Here is a 17,288-nt window from a genome sequence, read left to right on the forward strand (position 1 = left end):
CAAACAGTGACGGTCAGCCCACGATGGTGCGGAATGTCCCGGAGTCTCCGCTCATGAAGGTCAACGGTCCGTCAGGCGCCGCCCCCACGGGCGGTCAGCGTTCCGTGCGTTCGGCCGGCGGTTTCTCCATGCCCCAGACGTCCGGCGCCGCGCCGTCGGCCGCGGCCGCTGCGACGGCTCCCGCCTCCGCTGTCGCCGACGTCTCGGCCCTGATGGCGCTGCAGGGTGTGGAGACGGCGACCGAACGTCGTCGTCGCGCCATCCGTCGCGGCGGAACCCTGCTCGACCGTCTGGACGAACTGAAGATCGCCATGCTGTCGGGCGAGGCCGGGGAGGGGGCGCTGGAACGACTCGGCCGGACCCTGCGCGAGGAGCGGCCCGAGGACGAGGATGCGGGTCTGACGGGATTGCTGGAACAGATCGACCTGCGCGCCGCCGTCGAGCTGGCCAAGGCAGAAGTTCGCCGCAGTGCAGCATAAGTGACTGGAAAACCGGCCTCATTCCTTCGTTCCGGGAACGAAGTGAGGACGAAATGTCACGGTGTCCTTTGCAACCGAGCTTGGCCGTGATCACGGACGCGCGAAGCTGGTTGCCGCGACTCTCCGCCCTGCCTATACGCCGTCGTGCGCCATGGGGGGCGTTGTTCTAGAGTGTGAGTGCGATGACCGCATTGGCCTCGATCGTGTCTGACGAACCGGTCGCCTACCGACCTTCCGACGACGAGCCGTTCATGAATGAACGGCAGCTCGCCTATTTCAAACACAAGCTGATGGCGTGGCGGGATGACATCCTGCGCGAGTCCAAGGGCACCGTCGTCAACCTGAAGGCCGAGACGGAGAACCATCCGGATCTGCTGGACCGGGCGTCGTCGGCATCCGACCGCGCGCTGGAATTGCGCACCCGCGACCGCCAGCGCAAGCTGATCTCCAAGATCGAGGACGCCCTGCGTCGGATCGAGGACGGGTCTTACGGCTACTGCGAGGACACCGGCGAACCCATCGGTCTCGGCCGACTGGAAGCCCGTCCCACCGCGACGATGTCGGTTGAAGCCCAGGAACGCCACGAGCGCCGCGAGCGGGTTCACCGGGACGATTGATCTCGTCCCTTCTCCCCTTGCGGGAGAAGGTGGCTGAGCGAAGCGAAGTCGGATGAGGGGTTACGCTGACCTCACCGATCGGTCGCTCTAACTCACCCTGCCGCTGATGTGACCCCTCACCCGATCGCGCCAGAACGACGGCTTCGCCGCCGTGCGTGATCTCCCTCTCCCGCAAGGGGAGAGGGTACGAACATCTACTCCGGGATGTCGCTGAAGTTGCCGTAGCCGCTGCGCGCCAGGTTGCCGAAGCGCGTCGTGTCCGCGTCGAAGCTCAGCTTCACGATGCCGATCGGGCCGTGGCGCTGCTTGCCGATGACGACCTCGGCCTGGTGTTCCAGCAGGTCCATGTCCTCCTGCCACTTCAGGTGTTCTTCCGTGCCCTCGCGCGGCTCGGTGCGGCCCAGATAGTAGCTCTCGCGATAGACGAACATCACGCAGTCGGCGTCCTGCTCGATCGAGCCGGATTCCCGCAGATCGGAAAGCTGCGGCCGCTTGTCCTCGCGGTTCTCGACCTGACGCGACAGCTGCGACAGGGCGATGATCGGGACGTTCAGCTCCTTGGCCAGGGCCTTCAGGCCGCCGGTGATCTCCGACACCTCCTGCACCCGATTCTTCTGGGCGTTGCCCTCGCCGACGGTGATCAGTTGCAGGTAGTCGACGATGATCAGGTCGAGGCCCTGTTCCATCCGCTTCAGGCGGCGCGCGCGGGCGGCCAGCTTCGAGATGGCCAGGCCGCCGGTGGCGTCGATGTAGAGCGGGCTCTCGCCGATCTCGATGGCCGCGTCGCGGACCTTGCCGAAGTCCGAGGCGTCGATCTCGCCCTTGCGCAGACGGTCGGACGACACCCCCGAAGCGTCGGCCAGGATACGCATGGCCAGCTGTTCGGCGCTCATTTCCAGCGAGAAGAAAGCGACCACGCCGCCGCTGACAGTCTTCCGACCGTCCGGCGTCGGCTCCCAGCGATAGTTGCGCGCGACGTTGAAGGCGATGTTGGTCGCCAGCGCCGTCTTGCCCATCGACGGACGGCCCGCGAGGATCAGAAGGTCGGACGGGTGCATGCCGCCGAGCTTGGAATCGAGGTCGTCGAGGTGGGTGGCCAGACCCGCCAGCTTGCCGTCCCGCTGATAGGCCTCGCCCGCCATCTGTACGGCGCCGGCCAGAGCGGTGGAGAAGCTGACGAAGCCGGACGACGGCGCCCCGGTTTCGGCCAGCGAATAGAGGGTCAGTTCGGCCTGTTCGATCTGCTCCAGCGCCGCGCGCTCGGGATCGGGGGCCTCCTTGATGATGTCGCCGCCGATGCGGATCAGGTCGCGACGCAGGGCAAGGTCGTAGACGACGCGGGCATAGTCGGGCGCGTTGGCTCCCGGCGGGGCGCGGTCCATCAGGTCGGCGAGATAGCGCAGGCCCCCGAACTCGGCGAAGGCCGGATCCTGCTTGAACCGCTCCATCAGGATGGTCGGCTCGGCCAGCATGCCCTGACGGATGTGATCCTCGATCGCGTCGTAGAGCCTCTGGTGGAAGGGCTCGTAGAAGTGCGACCCGCGCAGGCGATCGCTCAGACGCTCGAAGATGGCGTTGTCGAACATCAGGGCGCCCAGCAGCGCCTGTTCGGCCTCGAGGTTGTGCGGCAGCGACGGCACGGCGACGGCGTCGTTGAAAGGAGAGAAAGCGTTCATCGGGTTAACGCTTACCCGTCGCACGCCCCTGCGACAGTGTTGGACGTGGCCGTGAACGGGGATGGATGCGGCCCATCTGTGGACCGCTGGAAAATCCCTAGACGGAACAGTTCCGGGTCAGTCCGGGGACCTAGGTCGCCGGGCAGGGGTACCGGTTCGCCATCCATTCGCGGATCCCGTCGGTCGGCGTCATTCGCGTGCGGCGCGTCTGGGGGATGGCGTTTAGGAAGGCCAGCAGTTGACGCGGGTTGACCTCCATCCGCTCCGGCGGACAGGCGGGGGGACGGCGACCGGCGGCGCGGGCCGCACGGTTCTCGGCGCCGACCGCGGTGAAGGCGGCGTTGGCCTCGTTCATCAGCCGGCGCGCGTCGGGCCGGAGCGCGGCGAGCGGGTTAAGCGGAATGCGGTTCGCCCGGGTCACGAAGGTGTCCAGCGTCCCGTTCGACTGGGCGAAGGCCGGAGCGGCGAGCGCCACGGCGGCGGCCATGGCGATGGCGGCGGTTTTCATGTTCGGACCCCTCCGGTTGACGGTGAAGTTCAGCCGGGCTCGTGGCGGAAGCATGGCGCTGATACGCGAAACGGCGCGGAGATCACTCTCCGCGCCGTTCCGTTTGTCGAGGGTCGAACGCGCCCTAGAAGTTGTAGCTCACGCGGGCGAACAGGAAGCGGCCGTTGAAGCCATAGGGCGAGAAGCTGGGGAAGCCCACCGAACCCGTGGCGCCGTTGTTCGCGGCGGGGGTGAAGTTCGGATACTCGTCCGTCAGGTTGTTGACGCCCACGGCGGCCGTGACGCCGATCGGGAAGGTGTAGCGGCCTTCCAGATCGATCAGGGTCGCGTCGCCGACCTGATAGTCCAGGGTCGAGGTGTTGTTGGCGACCAGAACGTCGCCGTAGTAAGTCGCGCGCGCCGTGGCCGAGAAGTCGCCCAGGGTCCAGTCGACGCTGCCGACGACCTTCCGCTTCGGCGTGCCGTCCGTGAACGACAGCTGGTTGGCGCGGTCGAACAGGTAGCCCGGCGAGGTCGGGATGGCGACGGTCGCGGGAACCGAGGCCAGTCCGGTGATCTCGGTCGCGTTGAAGTTCGCGGCGCCCGTGAAGGTGAACTGGCCGAAGTCCTGTTCGGTGCGGTAGCGGGCGACGACGTCCACGCCGTTGGTCGTGGTGTCGGCGCCGTTGAGGAAGAACCGGGCGCCGGTCACGCCAAACGGCGCCAACAGGGCCAGGGTCGCAGCCGTGGTCTGGGCTGTTTGGCTCGGACGGGCCAGACCCAGGGTCTCGGAGTAGATGATCCGGTCGTCGATATCGATGCGGTAGGCGTCGACCGTCAGCTCGAACCCGCCGTTGCGCAGGATGAAGCCGCCCGAGAAGTTGGTCGAATCCTCCGGCTCAAGCGGGGCGGAACCCAATGCGATGGCGACGGGGTCATTGACGCGGAACGAGCCGGCCTGGACCAGAGAGGTCACCGGCACGTTGTTGACAACGGTGGTGACGAGGTTGGTCGCGACATAACTGAAGAACTGCTGCTGCAGGGCCGGGGCCTTGAAGCCGGTCGAGATCGCGCCGCGCAGGGCGAAGTGGTCACTGACGTCATAGCGCGCCGACAGCTTGCCGGTCAGGGTGTCGCCGAAGTCGGAATAGTCTTCGTACCGGGCGGCGAAGCCGAGGGTGAACGACTCGGTGAAGTGGCCTTCCACGTCGATATAGGCGCTGACGTTGCTGCGGTCTTCGTCGACCACGTTGGCCGGCTGGAAGCCCGGGAAGCCCTGGGCGCCGGCGCCGGCGTTGAGCGGACCCTTGTTGTAGGAGGTCGGCTCGCCGGCGTGGACCTCGAACGCCTCGGTGCGATACTCGACGCCGAAGGCCACGTTGAGCGGCTCGAAGAGGCCGGCTTCGACCTGTTTCACGCCGTCGATCGAGACGGTCAGCTGGTCATAGGCCAGGCCACCGGCGTCGAAGGAGGTCTGTGACGCCGCGCCGTAGGAGGCGTTCAGGCTGTTGAAGACGTTGTACTCAAGCTCGTTGCGGCCGTAGCCGACCGAGAAGTCCCAGTCGATGCCGGCCGCTTCGCCCTTCAGGCCGCCGAACAGGTTGTAGTCGTCGATCGCGGCCCCGATCATCGGCAGGAAGCCGTTCGGATAGATGGCCAGGACGTTGTTGGCATTGTTGAAGGCGCGCGCGGTGGCGGCCGACTCGGAATCGCGGTGCTGATAGCCGCCGAAGGCATAGGCCTCCCAGTCGTTCTCCAGCGGCTTGCCGGCGTTGAACCAGACCGACTGGGCGCTGGTCTTCGGATCGCCGAAGCGGCCGATGACGGTGGTGGACGAACCGTTGGAGACGCTGCCCGGAGCGGCGAAGTCGGACCGGTTGGTGGGCTCGCGTTCCTGGATCTCACCCGACAGCGTCAGGAAGCCGTCGCCGAACAGGGGCAGGCCGATCCAGCCGGACAGCGAGGTCTGTTCGCCGTCATTGCGGTCGTGCGACCCGCGCGCGGTGTCGAACTCGGTGTCGAAAACGCCGTAGACGGCCGTCAGGCCGCCGCCCGAGTCGGCTTCACGCAGGCGCAGGTTGATGACGCCGGCGATGGCGTCGGCGCCGTACTGGGCCGAGGCGCCGTCGCGCAGGACTTCGACGTTGCCGAGGGTGATGGCCGGGATCGTGTTCAGGTCGAACGCCGTCGAGCCGCGACCCAGGGCGCCGTTGACGTTGACCAGGGCGGCGACGTGGCCGCGCTGGCCGTTGATCAGGACCAAGGTCTGGTCGGGGGCGAGGCCGCGCAGGGTCGCCGGGCGGACGTGGTCCGAACCGTCGGAGATGGCCGGGCGGGGGAAGTTGATGGCGGGCGCGTTGGCGGCCAGCGCGGCGGCCAGCTCGGTGCCTGCGCCCTGGCGGGTCAGGACTTCGCCCGAGATTACGTCGACCGGGGCGACCGAGTCGAGACGGGTGCGGCCCACGGTGCGGGTGCCGGTCACGATGATCTCGTCGACGGCGGTCGCCTCCTGCTGGGGCGCGGACTGGGCCATGGCCGTGAGAGGGCAGGCGACCAGAGCCGCAGCCGAGGTGAACCCGAGAAGGACGGAGCGTGAAATTCTGAAGTGCATGACGAGCCTGACGAGATGTGGCCGACGCAGGACGCGCGGCGCGCGATATTGGGTCCGAGGTCCGGCGTTGACCGCCGCGTGGTTATCGGCCGGCCAGCCGCGCAACATTATTGCGCGGACCGGCGCGGACGCCCCCTGTCGTGCAAGCTGGGTGCGTCTGGAGACCCGGTCAAGCTGGGGTTAATGCAAGTGACGGGCTTCGTTGCATTTTTGACATAGTTTCTGCGACCGGTTCGCGACGCGCAGCAAAAAGGGCGTGCCCGGAGGACACGCCCTTTAGCTTCTCTACCGGTTCGACGAACCGATCTTCAGGATCAGGCCTCGGAGCCGAGACCGTCCTGCTGGCCTGCGCCGCCTTCGACCATGTCGCGGGCCTGTTCGGCGGCCGCGTTACGGTCTTCGTCGTAGGCCGACTTGATCACGTCCTCGCCCTTCGCCTGACGTTCGGCTTCGTCGGCCGAGCGGGCGATGTTGATCTTGACCGTGGCGGTGACTTCGGCGTGCAGACGCACGACGACTTCATGGACGCCCAAGGTCTTGATCGCCGTGTTCAGGGCGATTTGCGAACGCTCGACCTTGCCGCCTTCAGCCTGGATGGCTTCGGCGATGTCGCGACCGGCGACCGATCCGTACAGCTGGCCGGTTTCGCCGGCCTGGCGGATCATGACGTAGGACTGACCGTCGATCTTGTCGGCGATCTTCTGCGACTCGGACTTGTTCTTCTCGTTGCGGGCCTCGATGGCGGCGCGGTCGAGTTCGAACTTCTCGAGGTTCTTGGAGGTGGCCCGCAGCGCCTTTTCACGGGGCAGCAGGAAGTTACGGGCGAAGCCATCCTTGACGGTGACGACGTCGCCGATGGCGCCGAGGTTCTCGACGCGTTCGAGCAGAACGACCTTCATCTTACTTCACCACGTAGGGCAGGAGGGCCAGATAGCGGGCGCGCTTGATGGCCTTGGCCAGTTCGCGTTGCTTGATCTGGGACACGGCGGTGATGCGCGAGGGCACGATCTTGCCGCGTTCGGAAATGTAGCGCTGTAGCAGCTTGACGTCCTTGTAGTCGATCTTCGGCGCGCCTTCGCCCGAGAACGGGCAGACCTTGCGACGACGATAGAAGGGACGGCGGCCGGCGGAGCCCGAACCGGCGGGGGTGCCGGGAACGTTGGGCGAGGAGGTGGTGTCAGTCATGGTTCCAGATCTCCTTACGCGGCCACTTCGGCGTCTTCACGCGGACCGCGTTCGCGGTCGCGTTCACGCTCGCGCTCACGACGGGCCAGCAGGGGCGACAGCTCGAGGTCGAGCTCTTCGACCTTGACGGTCAGCCAGCGCAGAACGTCTTCGTTGATGCCGAGCTGACGCTCGACTTCGGCCATGGCGGGGGGCGGGCAATCGATCGCCAGCAGGGAATAGTGAGCCTTGCGGTTCTTCTTGACCCGGTAGGTCAGGTTGCGCAGGCCCCAATACTCGATCTTGGCGACGGAACCGCCGCCGGCCACGATGAGGTCCTTGATGGTGTCGTTGAGGGCTTCGGCCTGTTGCGCGCTGATATCCTGGCGCGACATGACCGTGTGCTCGTAAAGAGCCATTCGGCAGTCTCCCTTGGTGGGCGTCGGCGCGGACGGACCGGGTAAGTCCGAACCACGATGGATCCTGAAGCGGCGGCCGGAATGACTTCCCGAACCCTTTGGTGTTCCGCATCAGGACCGAAGCCCTGGAAAGCGGGGGCGTATAGGGGAAAAGGGGGCAAGGGGCAAGCGCGCGGGTCAGCCGGCCGCCGTCACCGGGCCTTTCCTCAACACGCTGGCGACCAGCAGGCCGGCGATCGCGGCAAGGGCCGCCCCGACCCACCAGGCCCCCGGGTCGGCGTAGGTCATGCCGTGCCGGATCAGATGGCCGAGCACGACCGCCGCCAGCAAGCCGGCCGTGGTCAGCCGCAGGGCCGCCGACAGCTTTTTCGGCTCGAATGGGAGGGCGAGCGCGACCACGGCCAGGGTGACCACGCCCCAGGCCAGAAGCGGCGCGGCGGCGGACGTCGCGCCCATCACGACGACAAGAAGGGCGGATGCCGCGAAGGCGACCGGCTGGCTCCAGACCGTGGCGATCCAGATTCGCTCCCAGCGGGGGGCGGGGCGGCCCTTGTCGCGCCGGCGCGCCAGCCAGATGGCCACACCGCTGGCCGTCACCGAGGTCAGGGCCAGGCCGAGCAGGCCGTAGGCCAGCTTCAGCACGATGCCGCCATACCAGCCGAAATGCAGCGGTCCTAAAGAACCCAGGATCTTCTGACCCAGGTTGGTCCGGGCCGTCTGTGCGGGGTTCAGTAACTGACCCCGGCCGTCGAAATAGAAGCTGGTCGCCGAGACCAGATGGCCGTCGACCGAAGCGTTGACCATCACCGCCTGGCCCTTCTCGGTCGGGTGCTCCAGACCGATGAAGGTGGGTGTCGATCCGGGCGACAGCCGCTGCGTCGCCTCCAGGGCGGCGATGACGTCCGGCAGGGCCTCGGCCGGGCGCGGGTCGTCGACCAGCGGCGGCAGGAAGAGGGCGTAGGCCTTCGAAATATCGCCCTGGAACAGGGCCAGGGCCAGGACGCTCAGGATGATCGTCGTCAGACCGAGCAGGGCGCCCGTCGTCGAGACGATGACATGGAACGGCAGGGCCCAGACGCCCATCCGATTGTGCAGGTCGGCCTCCTGCAGCCGTTTCGATCCGCCCCAGCGCAGGTGAAAGGCGTCCTTGAACACGCGAGGATGCGCCAGCACGCCCGAAATCAGCGACGACAGCAGCGCCACGCCGGTCAGGCCGACGATGAACATGCCCCAGGTCGACGGCAGGTGAAGGTTGATATGGAGCGTCGTCATGAACTCGGTCCAGACGGGTTCACCCGCATCGGTCAGACGGCCCTGGATGTCGGCGTTGTGGCTGAGATGAACGCCCTCTGCGTCCTCGGTGACGATGCCGAGGCGCGGCAGGTCCGATGTCGGCGGCGAGATGAAGACGTGTTCGACGTTCGGTCCCGCGCGGCCGATCGCGGCCTCGGTCGCGGTCTGGACGGCGGCGGGGGTGACGGTGGTCATGACCGGAACGTCGGGCTGTTCCCACCGCTGGAACTCTCGCGCGAAGACGGCGACCGATCCGGAAAAGCAGACCAGATAGATCAGGGCGGCGAAGGCCAGCCCCAAGGCCGAATGGCCGGCCAGCACGGAGCGCACGAACCCGGCCGGAACCTTGGGCCAGATCGGCTTGCCAGCGGTTTTCGATGAAGGCTGGGCGGTCATGAAAAGCCTTTCAGCATGGCGGCGCCAAAGCTGACGACGGTCACGCCGATCAGCACGGCGGTGGCCCGCAGGATCTTGTCGTCGGCCAGGGTCCAGGCCATCGCGGCCCCCCACAGCACCGGCACCATCAGGCCCGCGATCAGCAGTCGCGTCTGGGGCGCACCGGGCACGAAGGCCGAGTAGCAGATGGCGACACCCATGGCCGCGATCATGCCCAGCGGCCCGGCCAGCAGGGCTCTCAGCCAGCCGCGCCAGGCCCTGGATGCGCGCTCCGACGGCTCGGGGGCCAGGCTCTTGTCGCCGCGCACCTTGGCCGTTTTGAACTGGACGTTGGCGGCGACGAGGCCGAGGGCTCCCACGGACACGACGGTCGCAGCGGCGAACGGCCCTCGTCCAGCGCCCAGGATCCAACTCGCGACGACGATCAAGGCGGTGACGGACAACCATCCGCCGACGATCCACCAGGGCCGAGAGATCGTTCGTTCACCCCACGACCGCCGCAGCAGCCAGGCCGCCGCCACCGCCCCTGAGAGCAACAACAGCGAACCGCCGGCGGTGGCTGCCTCGTGCGTCACCAGCGGGCCTCCAGGCTGAGGCCCACGACGCGGGGATCGCCCAGCATCGCCCGGTTGCTGCCGGCGAAGGTGAAGGTCATGTACTCTTCGTCCAGCAGGTTCTTGGCGTAGACGTAGGCTCCCCAGCGATCGGTCTCGTAGCCGACCCGGCCGCCGACGAGCAGACGATCGCCGACCTCGGTAGCGGCCTGGTCCACGCCGACCTGGGTGAAGACCTTGGTGCGGTATCCGGCGTTGAGGTTGGCGACGAAGCCCTGGCTCCAGCGATAGTTGGCGCCGGCGGCCAAGGTCCAGCGCGGGGCGAAGGCGAACTCGGATCCTGCGTAATCGGAATCGCTTCCGGCGACGCTGGCGATGAACTCGTCGAACTTTGTCTTGCTGTAGCCGACCGAGCCATAGACATCGAAGGCGCTGCTGAACCGGTGCGAAGCATCGATCTCGAAGCCGTAAAGATGCGACTTGCCGGCATTGACGGTGTGGAAGTCGTAGTTGTTCAGGCCGAAATTCACGCTGACCTGCTGGTCGGTCCAGTCGATGTAATAGACGTTGGCGTTGAGGGTCAGGGCGCGGTCCAGGAACTGCGATCGCACCGATCCCTCATAGTTCCAGGTGTATTCCGGCTCATAGGCGAACAGGGCCGAGCGGGCGATGTTGGAGGCCGAGCCGCCCGACCGATATCCGCGCTGGATCACGAAACTGGCCGTGGCGTCGGGCGTCAGGGCGTAGCGCAAACCCAGCTTCGGCAGATAGGCGTCGAAGCCGCGGCTCTCCGGCAGGGTCGTGCCTCCGGCCTGCGCCACCAGCCCGGCGACCCCGGCGTTGATGCCGGCGATCGCGGGGGCCAGTGCCGTACCGAAGGCGGCGGGGTCGGGATAGGTCCCGGCGAAGACCGAGACCTGTTTCACGCCGATCTCGTTCTCCTCATGGTCCCAGCGGAAGCCGCCGACCAGCGACAGCCGGTCCGTGATCGTCCACTCGCCGTCGCCGAACAGCGCATGGGTCCGCACCGGGCTCTCGCCGTCGCTGGAGAAGTCCACCGGGATGACCGGCAGGGCCGCGAAATAGAGCGCGGCGATCGCGTTGGCCGTGGCGGCGGGCAGGCCGTTGCCGCGCAGCAGGGCCGCGATCGTGCCGGTGGGCGTCGGGACGTTGGTGCGGCTGGCCGACGTCGTGCGCTGCTGCCGATCATAGAAGAAGGCCCCGACCAGACCGCGAACGCGATCGCCCGCGTAGTTCAGGCGAAGCTCCTGGGTCCAGGTGTCGAAGTCGAAGTTCGTCGTGCCGAACGACAGGTTTTCCGGTCCGCCGTCACCGTCGTAGCTCTGGGTCTGGCTGCTGGTCGCGAATGCGGTCGCACTGGTCAGCGTCAGCCGGTCGGACAGGTCGTAGGTCAGCTCCAGACTGGCCATGTCGCCCTCGACCGCGCTGCGGTTCGGCGAGTTGTCGGTGGCGATCCGGTTGTCATAGAAGTCGGGAGCGTCCGTCCGGGCATAGCTGAAGACGTAGCCACCGTCGTTTTCGAAGTGGTTGTAGGTCAGCTGGGCGCGGAACTGGGGTGCGGCGGACGGGGTCCACAGCAGCTTGCCGCGCAGGTTCAGAGTCTCGCGTGGGTCCTCGTCGGTGTTGCGGGTCACGTTGCGGATGAAGCCTGCGTCGTCGCGCTTCTCTACGGCAATGCGGAAGGCCAGTTCGTCGCGGACCAGCGGACCGCCGCCGGCGAAGGAGAAGACCGTCTCGTCGGCATCGGAGATCATGACGCGGGCACGGGCGTTCCAGTCCATCGTCGGGTCCTGGGTCCGCACAACGATGGCGCCCGCGAGCGCGTTCAACCCCTGCAAAGTGGATTGCGGGCCGCGAAATATCTCGACCTGACGGGCATCCCACAGATCGGCGATGCCGGCCGACAGGATGGTCGCAGGCACCGGCGCGCCGTCGACATAGACGGTGGCCAGGTTCGCCGACCCGCCGCCGGAGACGTTCTCGTTGCTGATCCCGCGGATGGTGAAGCCATAGCTGCCATAGGTCTCGGTGACGTTGGCGGTGCGCGTGAAAAGCTCCTGCAGGCTTTGCAGCGACTCGGTCTCGATCTGGCGGCTGGTCGCGACGTCCACGCTGGCCGTCGTCTGCTGAAGCGAACGGTCGGTCTTTTCTCCCGTGACGATGATATCGTCCAGGGTCGCATCGCCCGTCGATTGCTGTTGCGGGTCGACCAGCGCCGGGTCCGACGCGGCGTAAGCGGCCGTCCCGCCGAGGCTCAGAAGACAGGCGGCGGCGGACATCAGAAGGCGATTACGAAGCACGGGTCTCTCCAACGGCAAAGCTGGGGGCCGATAAACCGTCGTCATGATGCGAGTCAATCGCATTCGCATTCGTAATACCACCAGGGTCGGTGTCGCTGTGCTTGCCCTCGCGAAACGATCGTCCTACCCCTCCGCCCCTGTTTCAGCCGCTCACGGACCGCTCATGACCCTCGCCCTTCTGTTCCCCGGACAAGGCAGCCAGGCCGTCGGCATGGGGGCGGCTCTGGCCGATGCGTTCGCCCCGGCGCGCGATGTGTTCGCCGAGATCGACCAGGCCCTGGGACAGGATCTGTCCGGCCTGATGCGGAACGGACCCGAGGACCAGCTGACCCTGACCGAGAACGCCCAGCCGGCCCTGATGGCCGTGTCCCTGGCCGTCATGCGGGTGCTGGAGAAGGAATTCGGCGTCGCCGTGGATCGCGCCGCCTTCGTCGCCGGGCACTCGCTGGGCGAATATTCGGCCCTGGCGGCGGCGGGCGCCCTGTCGATCGCTGACACGGCGCGCCTGCTGAAGCTGCGCGGTCAGGCCATGCAGCGCGCCGTCCCGGTGGGGCAGGGGGCGATGGCCTCCCTGATCGGGCCGAAGACGGATCTGGCGCTGGCCGAGGCCGCGGCGGCCGCCGGCGCCGAGGTCGGGGTCTGCGTCGTCGCCAACGACAACAACAACGGCAATGTCGTCATCTCTGGCGAGAAGGCCGCCGTGGACCGCGCCATCGAGAAGGCCAAGGAACTGGGCGCGCGGGCCATCCCGCTGAACGTCTCGGCGCCCTTCCACTGCCCGCTGATGCAGCCCGCCGCCGACGAGATGGCCACGGCCCTGGCCTCGGCCGCCCTCGTCGCACCGCGCGTGCCCGTGGTCGCCAACGTCACCGCCCGCCCGGAACAGGATGCCGACACGGTTCGTCGCCTGCTGGTCGAACAGGTCACAGGCCGCGTGCGCTGGCGGGAGAGCATGGACTGGATGGCCACCGAAGGCGGCGTCACCCGCTTCGTCGAGATCGGCTCGGGCAAGGTCCTGACCGGCATGGCCAAACGCATCGCCCCCGACGCCGAGAGCCTGGCGCTGAACACCCCGGAAGACATCGAGGCGTTCGCCGCCTCCCTGGCCCAGTAAGGAGAGAAGCCATGTTCAACCTGACCGGCAAGACCGCCCTCGTCACCGGCGCCACGGGAGGGATCGGCGGCTCCGTCGCCCGGGCCCTGCATGCGCAAGGCGCCACCGTCGTCCTGTCCGGCACGCGCGAGGCGGTGCTGGCGGATCTGGCGAGGGAACTCGGAGAGCGGGCGCATTTCGCCACCGCCAACCTGTCCGACCCCGCCTCCGTCGACAATCTGGTGGGCGCCGCCGAAGAGGCTGCCGGCGCAGGCCTCGACATCCTGGTCGCCAATGCCGGCATCACCAAGGACGGCTTGTTGATGCGTATGAAGGACGAGGACTTCCAGTCCGTCCTGACCATCAACCTCGAAAGCTATTTTCGCCTGTCGCGCGCCGCGATGAAGGGGATGATGAAGCGCCGCTCGGGCCGTATCATCGGCGTGACCTCGGTCGTCGGCGTCACCGGCAACGGCGGCCAGACCAACTATGCGGCGTCCAAGGCCGGCATGATCGGCTTCTCCAAGTCGCTGGCCCAGGAAGTCGGGTCGCGCGGAATCACCGTCAACTGCATCGCCCCAGGCTTCATCACCTCGCCCATGACCGACGTGCTGAACGAGCAGCAGCGCGAGGGCATCCTGCGCAACATCCCGGCCGGTCGGCTGGGCACCGGCGACGAGATCGCGGCGGCCGCCGTCTATCTTTCGTCCGACGAAGCGGCTTACGTCACGGGCCAGACGCTGCACGTGAATGGCGGAATGGCGATGATCTAACCCCCTACTTTCGTCATCCTCCGGCAAGCCGCCGCTTGGCGGCGCAGACCGGGGGATTCAGCGGCGCGCGAGAGCGCGAACCTGTCGCGAAGTTTGTTGCGTCCGACATCGTGCCTGAACAAATCGCCTTCGGCGCCGCTGGGTCCCCCGGTCGCTTCGCGCCGGAGGATGACGAAAGGAAGAAAGCCGATGCTGGTTCTTCGCTATCTCGCCACGATCCTCAGCGGTCCCCTCCTGCTGATCGGCATCATCTGGGTTCTGCAGGGATTCAACATCCTGCCGGGTAGCTTCATGACCGGCCACATAATCTGGGCGATCTACGGCGCTCCAATGACGTTCGTCGGGATGGCTCTGGCGTGGTGGGTCAATCGGGGACAGACCGCGCTCAAGTAGCGCGACCGCGCGATAGCTCACCAACAGGCTATTTCCCTCGCCGAGGGGTGTGCTAAAGGCCGCGCAACCGGTTGGGTCAGTGAGGCGTTGCCTCTTGCGCAAGCGGGGCCGTCGTGAGACGGCAAGACCACCATACGCCGCTCCGGCGGCTCTAGAAGGCAGAGACACACATGTCCGACACCCTGGAACGCGTCCGCAAGATCGTCATCGACCACCTGGACGCCGATCCGGACAAGGTCACCGAAAAGGCGAGCTTCATCGACGACCTCGGCGCTGACTCGCTCGACAACGTCGAACTGGTCATGGCCTTCGAAGAGGAATTCGACATCGAAATCCCCGACGACGCCGCTGAACACATTCAGACCGTCGGCGACGCCGTGAAGTTCATCGACGAGAAGACCGCGGCCTAAGCCGAGGTCCCAACGGCAATCAATGGCCGCCCGGCCCTCCTAGCGGAGAGGCCCGGCGGCCATTATTGTTTCTGATTCAGGATTTGCTGAGCTGGAGCCCGATCTCATGCGTCGCGTCGTCGTCACCGGTCTCGGCCTTGTCACGCCCCTGGGCAACGGGGTCGAACACAGCTGGAAGGGCATCGTCGAGGGCCGTTCGGGCATTGCACCGATCACCGCCTTCGACACCGAGGGCTATGGCTGCACGATCGCGGGCGAAGTCCCGAGCGTGGACGGGCGCGGCGGCGGCGGTCCCGGCGTTCCCGGCAGCTTCGATCCCGACGCCATAATGTCCGCCAAGGACCGGAAGCGCGTCGATGACTTCATCCTGTTCGGCATCGCAGCGGCCGATGAGGCCCTGAACGACGCGAACTGGCATCCCGAAACCGACGAGGACAAGGAACGCACCGGCGTGATGATGGGCGCGGGCATCGGCGGCCTGGGTCCCATCGCCGACAGTGCGAAGATCCTGAACGAGAGCGGCCCGCGCCGGATCAGCCCGTTCTTCATCCCATCGTCCCTGATCAACCTGGCCAGCGGCCAGATCTCGATTCGTCACGGGCTCAAGGGTCCGAACCACGCGGTGGTCACGGCCTGCGCCTCGGGCGTCCACGCCATAGGCGATGCGGCGCGGATGATCATGCTCGACGATGCCGACGTCATGGTCGCGGGCGGGGCGGAGAGCTCCATCGTCCCTCTGGGTATCGCCGGCTTTCTGGCCTGCAAGGCGCTGTGCACCGCCTACAACGACACGCCCGAGAAGGCGTCTCGCCCCTATGACCGGGGCCACGCCGGCTTCGTCATGGGCGAGGGCGCGGGCGTCGTCATTCTGGAAGAATACGAGCACGCCAGGGCGCGCGGCGCGAAGATCTATGCCGAGGTCATCGGTTACGGCATGAGCGGCGACGCCTACCACATCACCGCCCCGTCCGAGGATGGCGACGGCGCCTATCGCGCCATGAAGGCCGCTGTGAAGCGGGCCGGGATCGCCATCGAGGATATCGACTACGTCAACGCCCACGGCACCTCGACCATGGCCGACTGGATCGAGCTGCGCGCCGTCGAACGGCTCGTGGGCGACCACGCGAAGAACATGGCCATGTCCTCCACCAAGTCGATGACCGGCCACCTTCTGGGCGCCGCCGGGGCCATCGAGGCCGTGTTCAGCGTCCTCGCCATCCGCGATCAGATCGCCCCGCCGACGATCAACCTCGACGATCCGGAACACGAAACCGCCATCGACCTCGTACCACACAAGGGCAAACCGATGGAGATCGATGTGGCCATGTCCAACAGCTTCGGGTTCGGCGGCACCAACGCCTCCATCATCTTCCGCAAGGTCGCCTGATCGTGGCGAACGCCGGGGGGCAGCCGACGAAGAAACGTCCGGGTCTGGTCGTGGCGCTGCTGGCCGCGTCCGCGACCTTCAGCCTGTTCCTGATCGCCGCCTTGGCCTGGGGCTGGAGCGTCTATTATTCGCCCGGCCCGACGGCGCGCGATGGCGACACCACGGTTGTCACCCTGCCCAGCGGCTCGGGCGTCTCGGCCATCGCCGCGACCCTGAAGAACGCGGGCGTCATCCGCTCGGTCGACATGTTCAAGGCTGCCGCGACCCTGACGGGCGCCGACCGCAAGCTGCGCGCCGGCGAGTACGAGGTGCCGACCCGCGCCTCCTTGAAGACCGTCATCGGCCTGCTGACCGACGGCCGCGTCGTCCGCCACTTCGTGACCATCCCCGAGGGCTGGTCCTCGGCCCAGGCCGTGGACATCCTCAATCGCGAGGCCATCCTGACCGGGATCATCGACGAGGTCCCCGAGGAAGGCTCCCTCTGGGCCGACACCTATGAGGTCTCGCGCGGCGAAACCCGCGCCTCGGTCATCGCCCGTATGCAGCGCGACGCCGCCGACAACCTCGCCGAACTCTGGGCCGCCCGCAGCCCGAACACCGTGGTCCGGACGCCCGAAGAGGCCGTGATCCTGGCCTCTATCGTCGAGAAGGAAACGGGTCTGGCCCGCGAGCGTCCGCGCGTGGCCTCTGTCTTCTCGAACCGGCTGCGCATCGGCATGCGGCTGGAGAGCGATCCGACCATCATCTACGGCATCACCAAGGGCCGTCCGCTGGGACGCGGCATCCGCCTGTCGGAGCTTCAGCGTGACACGGGCTGGAACACCTATCTGATCGACGGCCTGCCGCCGACGCCGATCGCCAATCCGGGCCGTCAGGCGCTGGAGGCGGTGCTGAACCCGCCGGCGACCCAGGACCTGTTCTTCGTCGCCGACGGCACGGGCGGCCACGTCTTCGCCCGGACTTACGAAGAGCATCTGTTGAACGTCTCGCGCTGGCGGGCGATCGAGGCGGGCAAGGCTCCGCCAGCGGAGACCCTGCCGCCCGGTGCGGTCCCCGGCGCGCCGCCGCCCGGACAGGGCACGCCGGAAGGCGCGGCCGTCGCCCCGCCGACCGTGACCGGCGAGGCCGTTATCACCATGCAGGCGCCCGGGACGGTGACGCCCTCGCGTCAACTGCGTCCGGCCAACCCCGCGACCCCGGCGGCGCAGTGAGCCT

General features: G+C 67.2%; 17 protein-coding genes. 8 read left to right on the forward strand and 9 right to left on the reverse strand.

The annotated features are described in order from the left end of the window. The first annotated feature begins 53 nt into the window (after positions 1–53). Positions 54–479: a flagellar assembly protein FliX gene (locus ACQY68_RS06900; protein ID WP_428152308.1), complete on the forward strand. Its 426-nt coding sequence runs from the start codon at positions 54–56 to the stop codon at positions 477–479. Positions 480–661: 182 nt separating this feature from the next. Then, a complete protein-coding gene (gene dksA / locus ACQY68_RS06905; RefSeq protein WP_303696140.1) occupies positions 662–1,096 on the forward strand; it encodes an RNA polymerase-binding protein DksA in 435 nt (144 codons plus the stop codon). 194 nt (positions 1,097–1,290) lie between these two features. On the opposite strand, the gene ACQY68_RS06910 is transcribed toward dksA, so the two are convergent. From ACQY68_RS06910 to ACQY68_RS06950, 9 genes are all read right to left on the reverse strand, one after another. Beyond that, positions 1,291–2,772 carry a replicative DNA helicase gene (locus ACQY68_RS06910; protein WP_428152309.1) on the reverse strand — a complete coding sequence of 494 codons (1,482 nt, stop codon included), beginning with the start codon at positions 2,770–2,772 and terminating at the stop codon, positions 1,291–1,293. Positions 2,773–2,902: 130 nt separating this feature from the next. Continuing rightward, positions 2,903–3,280 (reverse strand): hypothetical protein, encoded by a 378-nt coding sequence (locus ACQY68_RS06915; protein ID WP_428152310.1) that lies wholly within the window; start codon positions 3,278–3,280, stop codon positions 2,903–2,905. 124 nt (positions 3,281–3,404) lie between these two features. Beyond that, positions 3,405–5,870, reverse strand: a complete 2,466-nt coding sequence (locus ACQY68_RS06920) for a TonB-dependent receptor plug domain-containing protein (RefSeq protein ID WP_428152311.1) — start codon at positions 5,868–5,870, stop codon at positions 3,405–3,407. Positions 5,871–6,184: 314 nt separating this feature from the next. Next, positions 6,185–6,769 (reverse strand): 50S ribosomal protein L9, encoded by a 585-nt coding sequence (gene rplI, locus ACQY68_RS06925; RefSeq protein WP_428152312.1) that lies wholly within the window; start codon positions 6,767–6,769, stop codon positions 6,185–6,187. A gap of 1 nt (position 6,770) precedes the next feature. Next, positions 6,771–7,055, reverse strand: a complete 285-nt coding sequence (rpsR, locus tag ACQY68_RS06930; protein WP_428152313.1) for a 30S ribosomal protein S18 — start codon at positions 7,053–7,055, stop codon at positions 6,771–6,773. Positions 7,056–7,069: 14 nt separating this feature from the next. After that, positions 7,070–7,453, reverse strand: a complete 384-nt coding sequence (gene rpsF, locus ACQY68_RS06935; RefSeq protein ID WP_309627823.1) for a 30S ribosomal protein S6 — start codon at positions 7,451–7,453, stop codon at positions 7,070–7,072. Positions 7,454–7,630: 177 nt separating this feature from the next. Further along, positions 7,631–9,142 (reverse strand): PepSY-associated TM helix domain-containing protein, encoded by a 1,512-nt coding sequence (locus ACQY68_RS06940; RefSeq protein WP_428152314.1) that lies wholly within the window; start codon positions 9,140–9,142, stop codon positions 7,631–7,633. Further along, the gene (locus tag ACQY68_RS06945; RefSeq protein ID WP_428152315.1) at positions 9,139–9,717 is read right to left on the reverse strand and encodes a hypothetical protein; all 579 of its coding nucleotides are present in this window, start codon (positions 9,715–9,717) and stop codon (positions 9,139–9,141) included. The genes ACQY68_RS06940 and ACQY68_RS06945 overlap by 4 nt, the downstream gene beginning before the upstream one ends. After that, entirely contained in the window at positions 9,714–12,017 is a 2,304-nt protein-coding gene (locus ACQY68_RS06950; RefSeq protein ID WP_428152316.1) for a TonB-dependent receptor, read from the reverse strand. The genes ACQY68_RS06945 and ACQY68_RS06950 overlap by 4 nt, the downstream gene beginning before the upstream one ends. Before the next feature lie 163 nt (positions 12,018–12,180). Here ACQY68_RS06950 and fabD point away from each other — a divergent pair, with 163 nt between their 5' ends. From fabD to mltG, 6 genes are all read left to right on the forward strand, one after another. Further along, entirely contained in the window at positions 12,181–13,131 is a 951-nt protein-coding gene (gene fabD, locus ACQY68_RS06955; protein WP_428152317.1) for an ACP S-malonyltransferase, read from the forward strand. An 11-nt stretch (positions 13,132–13,142) separates the two neighbouring features. Beyond that, positions 13,143–13,883, forward strand: a complete 741-nt coding sequence (gene fabG / locus ACQY68_RS06960) for a 3-oxoacyl-[acyl-carrier-protein] reductase (RefSeq protein WP_428152318.1) — start codon at positions 13,143–13,145, stop codon at positions 13,881–13,883. 189 nt (positions 13,884–14,072) lie between these two features. After that, positions 14,073–14,276 (forward strand): hypothetical protein, encoded by a 204-nt coding sequence (locus ACQY68_RS06965; RefSeq protein ID WP_428152319.1) that lies wholly within the window; start codon positions 14,073–14,075, stop codon positions 14,274–14,276. 170 nt (positions 14,277–14,446) lie between these two features. After that, positions 14,447–14,686 carry an acyl carrier protein gene (locus ACQY68_RS06970; RefSeq protein ID WP_013270001.1) on the forward strand — a complete coding sequence of 80 codons (240 nt, stop codon included), beginning with the start codon at positions 14,447–14,449 and terminating at the stop codon, positions 14,684–14,686. A 106-nt stretch (positions 14,687–14,792) separates the two neighbouring features. Then, positions 14,793–16,073, forward strand: coding sequence for a beta-ketoacyl-ACP synthase II (gene fabF, locus ACQY68_RS06975; protein ID WP_428152320.1), 1,281 nt, complete (start codon positions 14,793–14,795; stop codon positions 16,071–16,073). A gap of 2 nt (positions 16,074–16,075) precedes the next feature. Then, positions 16,076–17,284 carry an endolytic transglycosylase MltG gene (mltG, locus tag ACQY68_RS06980; RefSeq protein WP_428152321.1) on the forward strand — a complete coding sequence of 403 codons (1,209 nt, stop codon included), beginning with the start codon at positions 16,076–16,078 and terminating at the stop codon, positions 17,282–17,284. Positions 17,285–17,288 lie beyond the last annotated feature (4 nt).

It is taken from the genome of Brevundimonas sp. (genome assembly GCF_965278935.1).
Taxonomy (GTDB): domain Bacteria; phylum Pseudomonadota; class Alphaproteobacteria; order Caulobacterales; family Caulobacteraceae; genus Brevundimonas.

What these genes read in the sequence shown, in the direction of transcription:
- ACQY68_RS06965 (WP_428152319.1), top strand. Translation starts at nt 14,073, where the DNA reads ATGCTGGTTCTTCGCTATCTCGCCACGATCCTCAGCGGTCCCCTCCTG.
- ACQY68_RS06915 (WP_428152310.1), bottom strand. Translation starts at nt 3,280, where the DNA reads ATGAAAACCGCCGCCATCGCCATGGCCGCCGCCGTGGCGCTCGCCGCT.
- rpsF (WP_309627823.1), bottom strand. Translation starts at nt 7,453, where the DNA reads ATGGCTCTTTACGAGCACACGGTCATGTCGCGCCAGGATATCAGCGCG.
- ACQY68_RS06920 (WP_428152311.1), bottom strand. Translation starts at nt 5,870, where the DNA reads ATGCACTTCAGAATTTCACGCTCCGTCCTTCTCGGGTTCACCTCGGCT.
- rpsR (WP_428152313.1), bottom strand. Translation starts at nt 7,055, where the DNA reads ATGACTGACACCACCTCCTCGCCCAACGTTCCCGGCACCCCCGCCGGT.
- fabF (WP_428152320.1), top strand. Translation starts at nt 14,793, where the DNA reads ATGCGTCGCGTCGTCGTCACCGGTCTCGGCCTTGTCACGCCCCTGGGC.
- ACQY68_RS06940 (WP_428152314.1), bottom strand. Translation starts at nt 9,142, where the DNA reads ATGACCGCCCAGCCTTCATCGAAAACCGCTGGCAAGCCGATCTGGCCC.
- ACQY68_RS06900 (WP_428152308.1), top strand. Translation starts at nt 54, where the DNA reads ATGAAGGTCAACGGTCCGTCAGGCGCCGCCCCCACGGGCGGTCAGCGT.
- rplI (WP_428152312.1), bottom strand. Translation starts at nt 6,769, where the DNA reads ATGAAGGTCGTTCTGCTCGAACGCGTCGAGAACCTCGGCGCCATCGGC.
- fabD (WP_428152317.1), top strand. Translation starts at nt 12,181, where the DNA reads ATGACCCTCGCCCTTCTGTTCCCCGGACAAGGCAGCCAGGCCGTCGGC.
- ACQY68_RS06970 (WP_013270001.1), top strand. Translation starts at nt 14,447, where the DNA reads ATGTCCGACACCCTGGAACGCGTCCGCAAGATCGTCATCGACCACCTG.
- dksA (WP_303696140.1), top strand. Translation starts at nt 662, where the DNA reads ATGACCGCATTGGCCTCGATCGTGTCTGACGAACCGGTCGCCTACCGA.
- ACQY68_RS06910 (WP_428152309.1), bottom strand. Translation starts at nt 2,772, where the DNA reads ATGAACGCTTTCTCTCCTTTCAACGACGCCGTCGCCGTGCCGTCGCTG.
- fabG (WP_428152318.1), top strand. Translation starts at nt 13,143, where the DNA reads ATGTTCAACCTGACCGGCAAGACCGCCCTCGTCACCGGCGCCACGGGA.